The organism is Zwartia panacis, assembly GCF_030410395.1.
In the GTDB taxonomy this organism is placed as follows: domain Bacteria; phylum Pseudomonadota; class Gammaproteobacteria; order Burkholderiales; family Burkholderiaceae_B; genus Zwartia; species Zwartia panacis.
In genome coordinates this window covers 111,148-123,931 of the sequence record NZ_JAUHHF010000003.1, presented here as the reverse complement: position 1 = coordinate 123,931, position 12,784 = coordinate 111,148, and the positions used below count along the sequence as shown (strand labels likewise).

9 protein-coding genes are annotated in these 12,784 nt (G+C 53.3%); all 9 read left to right on the top strand.

What is annotated here, in order from left to right; genetic code table 11:
* The first annotated feature begins 6 nt into the window (after nucleotides 1-6).
* The 9 genes from QWY30_RS05325 to QWY30_RS05285 all read left to right on the top strand — a co-directional run bounded on the left by QWY30_RS05325 (nucleotide 7) and on the right by QWY30_RS05285 (nucleotide 12,753).
* Complete coding sequence (locus tag QWY30_RS05325; protein ID WP_290238909.1) at nucleotides 7-981, top strand: Bug family tripartite tricarboxylate transporter substrate binding protein; 975 nt, start codon at nucleotides 7-9, stop codon at nucleotides 979-981.
* 116 nt (nucleotides 982-1,097) lie between these two features.
* A complete protein-coding gene (locus QWY30_RS05320; RefSeq protein WP_290238908.1) occupies nucleotides 1,098-1,928 on the top strand; it encodes an ABC transporter permease in 831 nt (276 codons plus the stop codon).
* 59 nt (nucleotides 1,929-1,987) lie between these two features.
* On the top strand, nucleotides 1,988-3,001 hold the full coding sequence (locus QWY30_RS05315) for an ABC transporter ATP-binding protein (protein ID WP_290238907.1): 1,014 nt from the start codon (nucleotides 1,988-1,990) through the stop codon (nucleotides 2,999-3,001).
* A complete protein-coding gene (locus tag QWY30_RS05310; RefSeq protein WP_290238906.1) occupies nucleotides 2,998-3,876 on the top strand; it encodes an ABC transporter permease in 879 nt (292 codons plus the stop codon). The genes QWY30_RS05315 and QWY30_RS05310 overlap by 4 nt, the downstream gene beginning before the upstream one ends.
* A gap of 22 nt (nucleotides 3,877-3,898) precedes the next feature.
* A complete protein-coding gene (locus QWY30_RS05305) occupies nucleotides 3,899-5,146 on the top strand; it encodes a metal-dependent hydrolase family protein (RefSeq protein ID WP_290238905.1) in 1,248 nt (415 codons plus the stop codon).
* 13 nt (nucleotides 5,147-5,159) lie between these two features.
* The gene (putA, locus tag QWY30_RS05300) at nucleotides 5,160-8,999 is read left to right on the top strand and encodes a trifunctional transcriptional regulator/proline dehydrogenase/L-glutamate gamma-semialdehyde dehydrogenase (RefSeq protein ID WP_290238904.1); all 3,840 of its coding nucleotides are present in this window, start codon (nucleotides 5,160-5,162) and stop codon (nucleotides 8,997-8,999) included.
* 41 nt (nucleotides 9,000-9,040) lie between these two features.
* Nucleotides 9,041-10,654 (top strand): amidohydrolase family protein, encoded by a 1,614-nt coding sequence (locus QWY30_RS05295; protein ID WP_290238903.1) that lies wholly within the window; start codon nucleotides 9,041-9,043, stop codon nucleotides 10,652-10,654.
* The gene (locus tag QWY30_RS05290) at nucleotides 10,629-11,720 is read left to right on the top strand and encodes a CobW family GTP-binding protein (protein WP_290238902.1); all 1,092 of its coding nucleotides are present in this window, start codon (nucleotides 10,629-10,631) and stop codon (nucleotides 11,718-11,720) included. Before QWY30_RS05295 ends, QWY30_RS05290 begins: the two co-directional genes overlap by 26 nt.
* On the top strand, nucleotides 11,707-12,753 hold the full coding sequence (locus QWY30_RS05285) for an ABC transporter substrate-binding protein (RefSeq protein ID WP_290238901.1): 1,047 nt from the start codon (nucleotides 11,707-11,709) through the stop codon (nucleotides 12,751-12,753). The genes QWY30_RS05290 and QWY30_RS05285 overlap by 14 nt, the downstream gene beginning before the upstream one ends.
* The last annotated feature ends 31 nt before the right edge of the window (nucleotides 12,754-12,784 follow it).

Sequence of the window (12,784 nt, the reverse complement as noted above, 5' to 3'; positions counted from 1 at the left end):
ATAAAAATGAAACGCAGAGAATTTAATCACTATCTGGCCTCACTCGGCGCACTCAGCATGACGGGAGTGGCGTGGGCAGATAACGGCTACCCCAGAAAACCAGTCAATATCATCGTGCCGTATTCTGCGGGTGGTGGCACGGATATCGTGGCGCGTATCGTGGCGCAGCATCTGACGGACCGCGTCAAGCAACCTGTGATTGTGGAAAATCGCGTCGGCGGTGGCGGTACGATTGGCTGGAATGCGGTCGCTCGGGCAAATCCTGATGGCTATACCTTGTTGACGGCTGAAACTTCTTTTTCGATCGCAGCGGGTTTGATCAAGGATCTCCAGTTTGATCCAAAGAAAAGTTTCTCCATGATCACAATCGCGGCTTCAGTACCGCATGTGTTGGTTGTGAATGCTGACTTGCCAGTCAAAAACTTTGAAGAGTTTGTCGCGCTGGTCAAGAAAAACCCGAACAAGATGTTTTTCGGCTCCGGAGGTGTGGGGACGAACACGCATCTGGGCGGCGAGTTACTCAAAAGTTTGACGGGGATCAATCTCACGCACGTGCCCTATAAAGGTGCAAGTGCTGTGCTGGCGGATTTGTTGGGCGGTCAGGTGCAGGCGCTCGTGTCTTCGATGCCGACGGTCCTGCCATCGATCAAGTCTGGTCGGTTGCGCGCCTTGCTCGTGACGGATACGCAGCGCTCGGCGTCTTTGCCGGATGTGCCCTCCGCAGTGGATGTCGGCCTGCCAGGCATGGCAATGCGCTTTTGGATCGGCTTTGCCGCACCGGCTGGCACACCGAATGATATTTTGAATCAGTTGAACAAGGAAATCGTCGCGGTGGTGAAATCCCCTGCCGCTCAGGAGCAGCTGAGCAAGCAGGGCCTTGATGCGGTGGGCAGTAGTCGCGAGGAAGCCCAGAAGATGGTGCTGGAGGAAATGGCTCGCTGGGAGAAGTTGATCAAGGAAGCGGGGATTAGTAACACTTAACAAATAACTTGTTTGTTTATTCAAACCGAAGGCGAGACAAAGGGTTAACCCCAATACCTGCAAAAGGTACAACTCGCCTAGGATCGAAGCTCACCATTACTAAGTTTCAACGAATCGTGACTTCTACACATTCTGGTCGCCATGGCATCCCCTTCAGCACACTGATACTGCGGGGAGTTGTTTTTCTGGTTTACGCGATCATGCTGTGCCCGCTCATTTTTGTGGTGTGGCTGAGCTTTTTCAAAGACGCCATTCTGTACTTTCCACCGTCTGGTTACACCTTGGCTTGGTATGCCAATGCCTGGCAAAACCAGGCCTTTGTGAATGGTTTTATTTTTAGTCTGCAAGTGGCGCTGGTGTCGGCGTTTTTTGGTGTCGGCTTGGGCGTCATCGCGGCACTCGGCATCATTCGCTACAAGTTCACAGGCAGTAAGTACACCAACACACTTTTGTTGTCGCCACTCCTGATGCCAGGGATCGTGACTGGCATTGCGGTCTATTTGTTTTATCTGCGCGCGGAAAATTTCTTTGACCGGGATCTGGTGGGCACGTTGACGGGGCTCGTGCTGGCGCACATTTGTTTGACGATTCCGTGGACGGTGAGGCTTGTGTCGGCGAGCATGCATGGGCTGGATCCATCGATCGAAGAGGCCGCACGCAATCTTGGCGCTAATGGTCGCACGGCGTTTTTGCGCGTCACCTTGCCGATGCTTCGGCCCGCGATCGTGGCGGCTGCCTTGTTCAGTTTTATTGTTTCTTTTGAAAACCTCGAAGTATCGCTGTCGCTTGTGGGACCTGGCAAAACGACTTTGCCGATCGCCATCTTGCAATATCTTGAATTCAATCTTGATCCGACCATCGCGGCCGTTTCAACCGTTCAAATCGTCCTGCTCGGCATCATCATGCTGATTACCGATCGGTTTGTAAAACTCAGTCAAGTCGTTTAAGCATCATGGCCAAGGTCTCACTTTTAAATTTACGCAAACAGTTTGGCTCAGCAGTTGCTGTGTCAGACTTTTCTCTGGACATCGATGACGGCGAGTTGGTCGCTTTTCTTGGACCAAGCGGTTGCGGTAAAACCACAACGCTGAGGATGATTGCCGGTTTCATCGATCCGACTGCGGGTCGCATTTTGATCGGTGATACCGATGTCACAACGCTGCCTGTGCATAAGCGCAATACGGGCATGGTGTTTCAGCGCTATGCCTTGTTTCCGCATATGACTGTGGCGCACAACGTATCGTTTGGTTTGGAAATGCGCAAGATCGATGCGGTCGAGCGTGACCGCCGCATCAATCTGGCCCTGGATATGGTCAGGATGTCCGAATACCGTGATCGTTATCCGCGCCAGCTTTCCGGCGGTCAACAGCAGCGTGTGGCGATTGCCAGAGCCTTGGCGATTGAGCCCAAGGTCTTTCTGCTGGATGAGCCGCTATCGAATCTGGATGCCAAGTTGCGAGTCGAGGTTCGCGAGGAGATTCGCGCCTTGCAGCAGAGGCTTGGGTTGACGACGGTCTTTGTCACGCATGACCAGGAAGAGGCGCTGGCGTTATCAGATCGTATGGCCATCATGCATGACGGCAAGGTCCAGCAGCTCGGCACGCCTGATGCGTTGTATGAAAAACCAGCTAATCTTTTTGTTGCCGATTTTCTGGGCAAGATGAGTTTTTTTGAAGGTCGTCCTGTCGCGGACTCGACTTTTGAAACCAAGGCTGGCACCCAACTCAAGGTATCCGGTTTGAGTGATCGGGCACAATGCGTGGGCGTGCGGCCTGAGCGTATTTCGCTCTCATCCTCTCCGGAGCTCGATAACAGCCTGCACGTCACCGTCCAGTCTGTGGCCTATCTGGGGGCCAATATCGACGTGACACTGATGGATAAGGTTGGTCAGAAAGTCTCCTGTCATTTGCAAAATACTCAGGCCTATCAAAGAGGAGAGGCTCTCAAGCCGGGTAGCGTTTTGTACGCTAATTTCCGTGGCTCGGATTGTGTGGTGTTCACCGATAAGGATCGCGCATGAGCCAGCCCGTGGCCGCCTCCGGCTCCTCAAGGCTGGGCGTTTCGCTCGCCTTTCCTGCGTCGATTGTGGTGTTGCTCATCATCATGGTACCCATCCTGTTGATGTTCAGGTACAGCTTTAACGAGTTCGATCCCCGTACGATGATGAAAGAAGGGTTCACCCTTCAAAACTACATCAACTTTTTCACGGATGCCTACTACCGCAAGGTGTTCACGGATACGTTGACAGTTGCAGCAATATGTACGGGCCTGTCTTTGCTTATGGGTTTTCCTGTGGCGTATTTTTTAGCTAAAACACAAACCCGTTTCAAAAGCATTCTGATTATCCTGCTGGTGTTCCCCTTGATGGTGGGTAATGTGGTGCGCGCGGCGGGATGGATGGTGGTGCTCGGTAACGCGGGCGCTGCCAATGCGTTGATGATTTGGTTGGGCATCATCGACCAGCCCATCAAATTACTTTACACGCCTTTGGCGGTCGTCATTGGTACGACAGCGGTGGTGCTGCCATTTATGATCCTGACCTTGCAGAGTGTGCTCGAAGGTATGGATTTCGCGGTGGAAGAAGCTGCCCGAAACTTGGGTGCGAACCAATTCACCACATTCTGGAGAGTGGTGTTGCCAATTGCCGCTCCGGGTGTCGCCGCGGGCACGATGCTGGTCTTCATTTTGTGTATGAACGCCTACGCAACACCGGTTTTGCTGGGGGGGAGCGGTATCACCATGATGGCACCCTCGCTCTACGGTCAAATAGCCAAAGCCTCCAACTGGCCTTTCGGGTCGAGCATGGCGCTGATTCTTGTTGTTGCCACCATGGCCATTGCGCTGACCTCGAGTTGGCTCATTCACCGACGCTACGTCAGAACGATGACGTCCTGAATATGTCTGGAGACTATTTCTCATGAGTAAAAATTTAATTGTTTTTCGCAATGGCAATCTGCTTGATCCATTGGCTTCAGAGCTGCAGGGCACGCACGATGTGCTCGTCGAAGATGGTGTGATCCGCGAAATCTCCTCGACGCCTATCAAGGTCAAAGGCGCTCAAGAGATTGATGTGAAAGGCAAAACCATCATGCCCGGGCTGATCGACTTGCATGTGCATGTGCTTGCGACCCAGTTGAACTTGAGTACGCAAGGTGTATTGCCTGACGCGTTGGTGATGATGCGGGCCGTTCCAATTATTCAGGGCATGCTCCAGCGCGGCTTTACCACTGTGCGCGATGCCGGCGGGGCAGGCTGGGGACTCAAGTGCGCGATCAACGAGGGCACGCTGAATGGACCGAGACTGTTCATTTCCGGTCGTGCCATCAGTCAGACCGCGGGACACGGAGATCCTCGGCCTCGCTCTGATCATCTTCGGCCCATGAGTTTCTGTGGTTGCTGTTTCCGGGCGGGTGATATCGGTCGTGTAGCCGATGGCGTGGATGAGGTCAGGAAGGCGGTGCGCCAGGAATTTCAAATGGGCGCGGATCAGATCAAAATCATGGCTTCGGGCGGTGTGGCTTCGCCGACGGATCCGATTGCTTCCTGGGGCTATTCCGAGGAGGAAATCACTGCCATGGTGCAAGAAGCCACCGCGAGGCAAACCTATGTGATGGCGCACTCGTACACGCCTGAGGCGATTTCGCGCGCGATCAGGCTCGGTGTCAGAACGATCGAACACGGTAATTTGATCGACGCACCGACCGCGCGACTGATGCATGAGCACGGCGCGTATGTGGTCCCAACCCTGATTACATACGAAGCGTTGAGTCTTGAAGGTGAGAAGTATGGTTTGCCAGCCGACAGCGTCGCGAAAATTTCCGAGGTCAGCTCGGCAGGTCTGAGCTCGCTGGAAATTTATCGTCAGGCGGGTGTCAAGATTGGCTATGGTAGCGACTTGTTGGGGCCGTCACAGCGGCTGCAAAGCGAAGAATTCCGGATTCGCTCGGAGGTCATGCCTCTGATTGAGGTGATTCGAAGTGCCACCACGATCGCCGCCGAAGTCTTGAACATGACGGGTAAGCTCGGCCGACTGCAAGTGGGTGCCTTTGCGGATATTTTGATCGTGGATGGTGATCCGACGCGCGATGTGAACTGTCTCTTGGGTCAGGGAGATCATATTCCCCTGGTGATGAAAGAAGGACAGATTTTTGTGAACCGTCTCTAAGCCGGAAATTCAAATGGCCAGCGTCACAATAGGGGTCAAAGTCGACGAGGCGCTGCGCGAGCGTTTGCGAACTGCTGCACTAAGGGTGTCGCGTACACCGCATTGGTTGCATAAACAAGCACTGACGAGCTATGTCGAGCGTATCGAGCGTGGCGAGATTCCGCCTGAATTGATCCAAAGTGACTCGGTGAGCGTTGGTGAAGAGGGGGTGCTGGAATCACACCCTGTGAGCTTGTTGCCCTTCGTCGAGTTTGCCCAGGACGTTCAGGCGCAGTCGGTATTGCGTGCGGCGATTACGTCTGCTTATCGCCGTCCGGAAACCGAATGTCTGCCTATGCTGCTGGAGCTTGCACAAAGCACGGATCCTGTTGCGGTGAGCAAGACGGCTAGCCGCCTTGTCCTCGCGTTGCGCAATACTCGCAAGCGCAGCGGTGTCGAAGCGTTGTTGCAAGAGTTTTCGTTGTCCTCTCAAGAGGGGATTGCCTTGATGTGTCTCGCTGAGGCGCTCTTGAGGATCCCGGATCTGTCTACGCGCGATGCCCTTATACGCGACAAGATTTCGCAAGGTGACTGGCGCGCGCATACGGGTGGATCGCCTTCATTGTTTGTGAATGCTGCAACCTGGGGGCTGATGATCACAGGCAAGCTGGTGACCGTCAGCAGCGAAAAGCACCTTTCCAATGCGTTGACACGAATGATCTCGCGCGGCGGCGAGCCGCTGGTCCGCAAGGGCGTGAATATCGCCATGCGTTTGTTAGGCGAGCAGTTTGTCGCGGGCAGGACAATCGCTGAGGCCATCAACCATGGAGAGCGTCTCGCGAAAAAGGGTTTTAGTTACTCCTTTGATATGTTGGGAGAGGCTGCCCTGACGCGCGAAGATGCACGCCGATATTTTCAGCTCTACGAGCAGGCGATCCATGCAATTGGCAAGAACGCAGCAGGAAAAGGGATTTACGAAAGCTCGGGGATCTCGATCAAGCTCTCCGCGTTGCATCCCCGCTACAGCAGGGCTCAGCGTGACCGCGTGATGAATGAGTTGTTGCCAGATCTATCCAGACTGGTGCATTTGGCCAAACAGTATGACATTGGTCTGAATATTGATGCCGAGGAAGCTGATCGACTGGAGCTGTCGCTGGACTTGCTCGAGGCGGTTTGTGACGATCCTGCTTTAAAGAATTGGAATGGTATCGGTTTTGTGGTGCAGGCCTATCAAAAGCGGGCGCCTTTCGTTATTGATTATCTGATTGATCTGGCCAGACGACACAAACGTCGCCTGATGATCAGACTAGTCAAGGGTGCTTATTGGGATACGGAGATTAAAAGGGCTCAGGTCGATGGTTTGGAGGGCTATCCTGTTTACACACGCAAGAGTCATACCGATGTTTCCTATTTGGCGTGTGCCCGAAAAATGTTGGAAGCCCCCGATGCATTGTTTCCGCAATTCGCGACGCACAATGCGCAGACGGTGGCAGCTATCTATCACATGGCGGGTCCCAACTATTATCGTGGCCAGTATGAGTTTCAATGTCTGCACGGTATGGGTGAGCCATTGTATGAGTTCGCTTGTCAACCTGTATCCGAGGGCGGATTAGACCGACCTTGCAGGATTTATGCCCCGGTCGGGACACATGAGGCTTTGCTGCCTTATTTGGTGCGCAGGCTTCTGGAAAACGGTGCCAATACTTCTTTTGTAAATAGAATCCACGACGAAGGCACATCGGTGCAAGAGTTGATTACCGATCCTGTCGAGTTGACCCGTGCGGTGTCTCCCCCGGGTATGGCGCATCCTCGAATTCCCCTGCCTGCAAATCTGTATGTGAAGTCTGATTCGGCTGTGTCGCTTGGTCGCCCTAACTCGTCGGGCCTTGATCTCAGTAATGAGCAGAGGCTCGGCTCCCTGAGCGCGAATTTGATCAATGTTGGGCTGACCTCTTGGAGAGCCTCGTCGCTGGTCGGTACGTGCGAAGTCGTCTGGCAAGAGACGCTCGCCAGAAATGTCTTAAATCCTGCTGAACAGCGAGATGTGGTGGGAGAGGTGATGTTCGCGCAACGCTCTCACGTCGAGCAGGCGCTTGAGATTGCGACCGCATATCAAGCGGTCTGGCAAGCCACGCCGGCCCGGCAACGGGCACAGGCGCTTCAAATGGCGGCCAAATCAATTGAGAGTCAGTCAGGCACGTTGATCGCGATGTTGGTGAGAGAAGCGGGCAAGTCGATTCCCAATGCAATCTCCGAAATCCGCGAAACGGTGGATTTTCTGAATTACTACGCTGCCTGGGCCTGTGAGCATTTGGAGGGCAATCCGCATGCGCCGTTGGGGCCCGTGGCCTGTATCAGTCCGTGGAATTTTCCTTTGGCGATTTTTGTTGGTCAGATCGCAGGCGCTCTGGCTGCAGGTAATGTGGTGATTGCCAAACCTGCTGAGCAAACCAGTTTGATCGCGCACGCTGCGGTCAAGATCCTTCATCGCGCAGGGATTCCCTCACAGGCTTTGCAACTTTTGCTCGGGACAGGTGAGGAGCTTGGGGCAGGTCTTGTTGAGAATTCCCGTATCCAAGGTGTCGTTTTTACGGGATCGACAGACGTTGCGCAGGCGATTGCACGTACCTTGTCCACGCGACTGGATGCGCGTGGCGAGCCTGTGACATTGATCGCCGAGACCGGTGGTATCAACGCAATGGTGGTGGACTCTTCGGCGCTGTGCGAACAAGTGGTCAATGATGTGCTGGTCTCCGCTTTTGATTCTGCGGGACAGCGCTGCTCGGCCTTGAGACTGCTATGCATCCAGGAAGAGATCGCCGATAGTTTGTTGCATATGTTGCGCGGCGCGATGGTCGAGCTTCGAACCGGTCATTGCGACAGACTGAGTTGCGATGTGGGACCGATCATTGATCGTCAGGCAAAAAGCACCATTGATCAATATCTAGATCAGTTGCAGAGGCAAGGTCGTCAGGTTTTTCAAACTGCATTGGAGTCTGATACGAACTTTGGATGGTTTGTCCCACCGACCTTGGTCGAAGTGCCTGCAGTTGAAGATGTATCAAGAGAGATTTTTGGACCCGTTTTACACATTGTGCGCTATCGACGTGAACAGCTCGATACGTTAGTCAATGCGATTAATCGTCTCGGTTATGGTCTCACGCTGGGTATACACACGAGGCTTGATGAAACTGTCCAGCAAGTCATCAACCATGCTTGTGCCGGTAACGTTTATATCAATCGCAACATGGTGGGGGCGGTCGTAGGTGTTCAGCCTTTCGGTGGTAATCGACTGTCAGGAACTGGGCCTAAAGCGGGAGGTCCGCTATATGTGTTGCGCCTCTTGGCGTCTTTGCAAAAGCCCCCTGTTTTCCTGGAAGCTTTGACTTCTGAGCAGAACCCTGACCGCGCCTCTGAGTACACCTTGTCAGGGCCAACCGGTGAGCGCAATACTTATCAACTGCAGCCTAAGTCTGTCGTGCTTTGTGTGGCCTCGACCGAAATTGGTATCCAGCACCAGAGTGCGATCACCTCAAGTGTGGGGATCAAGCCAATCTGGTTGAATACCCCTGCGATCGCAAGCTGGCGAGAAATGCGTCGTCAAGATACGCGAGAGTGGTCGATCTGTGAACAAGCTGAACTTGATCAACTGCCTTTCGAGGCCGTATTGTTCGAGGGTGATAGAGATACGTTGCTCGCGCTCGTACAACGTTTATGGAGACGGTCAGGGCCGCTCATTCCGATTCATAGTCGTTCGACCGAACAACTGGAAATGCTTGAACACTACAGGATCGAGATCCTGTTGCACGAAAAAGCGATCAGCAATAACACAGCGGCAGCCGGCGGAAATGCGACTTTGATGGCGATTGGGTAAATAGTCGATGAATTTGAATAATAAATATATTGGGAGCGCACATGGTTGACACAAGTTTGATTAAAGATTTTGACGTGGGTGAGGAAGCGCGTCTGATGAACGAGCCGAAAGGTTTGTTTCCCGCGACGGCTGCAACTTCGCGCAATGCTGGCGCGGGTCCCTATAAGCGTCTGGTGTTGCGTGGAGCGACTGTGATTGACGGCACGGGTGCTCCTCCGTCGGGACCTTACGATATTGTCGTGGAAAATGGTCGTATCACCGAGCTCAAGCTAGTGGGGACGCCACACAAAGCGATCAATCCTAAAATCCGTCCTGCACCCGGCGACCATGAAATCGACTGTCATGGAAAGTTCGTGACACCAGGCTTGATCGATTGCCATAGTCATGTGGGAACGCCATGGCACGCGATGAGCGGAACAGTCCCGCCCGCCGATTATGTATATAAACTGTGGCTAGCACATGGTGTGACGACGGTACGGGAAATGGGCTCCATGAATGGACTCGGCTACATGCTGCAGCAGCGTGAGGCGGCCGAGCGCAATGAAATCGCCGCGCCACGTATGGTTTTGCATTCATATTTTCCGGCGGTCAATGAGCGAATCAAAACGATCTTCACTCCTGAGCAGGCGCGCGACTGGGTGCGTAAACTCAAGGCGAGGGGAGCAGACGGAATCAAGTTTTTCGGCGCACCACCCAAGATCATGCAAGCCGCTCTGGATGAGGCGAAAGAGCAAGGACTTAAAACGGGGTGCCATCATGCGCAAATGGCTGTCACGCAGGTGAATGCGCTGACGTCGGCTCGCTGGGGTTTGACAAGTTCAGAACATTATTACGGGATTCCCGAGGCTCTTTTTGAGAACAGGGTGGTGCAAAACTTCCCGACTGACTATAACTATGGCGACGAGTACTTCCGTTTCTCTGTGTCTGGACAAATGTTCGCTCAGGCGGCCGCGCCCGGGAGCCAGAAGTGGAACGATGTTTTGCATCAATTCCTCGAGCTGGGTCATACCTTTGTACCGACTTTCAATATCTATGATGCCAATCGGGATTTGATGCGCGCGCGTCGGGCTGACTGGCATGGTGACTACAGCTGGAAATCAGTCTGGCGATATTTCCAGCCTCAGCGAGGCGGTCATGGAGCCTACTGGTATCGCTGGAGTGTTGCCAACGAAGTTGAGTGGAAACGGAACTATCAAATCTGGATGCAGTTCGTGAATGAATACAAAAATCTGGGTGGTCGCGTGTGTGCGGGCAGTGATTCGGGTTTCATTTACCAGATTTACGGATTTGGCTTGATCCGCGAGCTCGAACTTTTGCAGGAGGCTGGTTTCCATCCACTTGAGGTCTTGCGAAGTGCGACTTCCCAGGGGGCTGAACTGTTGGGGATTGAGGACGACACAGGTTCGATCGACCTCGGTAAGCGCGCCGATTTGCTGGTCCATGACTTGAACCCCCTGGAGGATTTCAAGTTGATGTACGGAACCGGCGCGATTCGCTTGAATGATGAAACAGGAAAAGCGGAATGGCATCGCAGTCTGCGTTATACGATCCGCGCAGGCATGATTTATGACACCCAGGAGCTACTGGAACAAGTCAAGCATATGGTCGATGAAAGCTGGAAGGAAGACAATGCAGATCGGCCCCCCCGTCGTTGATTTCATCGTCCTGTGCGGATTTCTTGGCAGCGGCAAAACGACGCTGCTGGTGGACTTGCTCAAGCAAGAGTCTCTCAAAGACACGGCGGTCATCGTCAACGAGGCCGGCGAGATCGGTCTGGATGGCGCGTTGATCGCGGATGCGGGTGACGCAAGCAGTACGATGCTTTTATCCAATGGCTGTGTGTGTTGTTCGCTGCGCAGTAGCCTGGTGATTACGGTGGCAGAGCTGCTCGATGCCCCTCGTCCCTTGGGTGCGCCGCCTCTCAGACGCGTCATTTTAGAAACGAGTGGGATTTCTCGTCCCGGGCCGATTTTGGCCTCGCTTGCCGATCCTGCGTTATCCACACGTAATCTACGCGTGTGTGTGGTCTCGACTTACGATGCAAGCCAGGACAATTTGCATGAGGATAATTTCGAAGAAGCAGCGGCGCAGTTGACGGCAGCACAGCGCATTGTGGTGACCAAGTCTGACTTGCTAAACGACGAGGCGCTCAAGGACGCAGAGCATCGAGCCCAGGCGCTTAATCCGCTTGCCCGTATTGTGTCTGGACGTGATCGCCAGATATTAGTGAGCGAGGCATTGATCTCGCAGGATGCTTCCTCGGGTGGTTCCGATCGCTCGGACTTGCTCGATATGACTGTGCGCGCGCTCAGTCTTTACAAGCCTGAGGCTGCGCATGCGAGGATTCATGTCATGCGGGCCAGTATCGTCGAGGCGATCGACTGGGAGGATTTCTCCTCTTGGCTCGATGATCTGGCGGGGGTCTGCGGCGAGAGTTTGCTGCGTGTCAAGGCGCTTGTGCACGTCGAGGATTGTGAAGATCCTATTTTGGTGCAAAGCGTGGGGACAACCTATGGCATGCCACGCAGAATGCCACAGCACAGACAATCTCCGAATATTATCGTCGTGATCACCAGAGATTTAAACGCTGAGGATCTTGCTTCGCAGTTACCTCATCCGTATGTTAATTTGCAGTCATTGATCGCACCCTCGGAACGAAAGTTCGGAGTTCCTGCTTCATCTCGTCTTTTTACCCAAAGGAGTACTCATGCAAAATCCTAATGCAAAACGACGCACTTTTCTAAAAACAGCCTCCGGACTCATGCTGGCACCCGCGATGCCGCTGGTGAGTAGCAATGTGTTCGCCCAAGACAATAGCGTCGTGGTGGGTACTTGGGGTGGTGACTATCAAAACCTGCTGCAAAAAATCGTCAATCCCTTAACGGATTCAAAAGTGGTTTTTGATACGGGCAACGCCGTCGCCCGAGCAACCAAGGTCCGCGCTGAACGCGCCTCGCGTCGTGGTTCGATGGATGTGTGTTTGCTGCAGGATGTCGATATGTATGACGTGTCTCTGATGGATGTCCTGGAGCCAGTTTCCACCAAATCGATTCCTAATCTGGCCAACATTTTCGAGCAATTCAACACGGGCTACTCGATTCCACATATCTTCAGTGCCATGGTTCTTGTTTACAACAAGGAAAAAATTCCTACTCCTCCCGATAGCTTTAGTGTTGCGACGGATCCAAAATACCGGGGTCGCGTCGGTTTCTCGGATATTTTGTTTGTCGCGAACACACTGTTTGCCGGATTGGCTAACAAAGGAAATACCTCAAGCTTTGAGCCCGGTATGAAGTTTTTAGCCGAGATCAAGAAAAACGACCCAAAGATTTTCCCATCAAACGAGGCCGTTGCAGCCGCGTTGAAGTCTGGTGAAATCTGGATGACTTGTATGTGGAAAGCACGTGCCTTGCAATGGCAAGATGCCGGTATTCCACTAGGTTTTGTGATTCCCAAAGAAGGCGCAGTCGCTGTAACGTTTGAAGGTGCAGTCCCTAAAAACGCGCGCAACAAACCTGGTGCATTCAATTATTTGAATACGATGCTCAATCCAAAGGGTCAGGTTGAGTTTGCCAAGGCAATGGGCTACGCACCGACTGTTCGCAATGCTGAAATGCCACCTGATTTGCGCGATCGCGTGAGCTTTACGGATAGTGAGCTCAAGCGCGTATTTGCCTATGATTCGAAAAATCTTGTGGATGGCAAAGTGGCTTGCCTAGATTACTGGAACAAGTCATTTAAAGCTGGCGCTTAACCCGCGCATTTGATCAAAGGGGCGCGCAAGT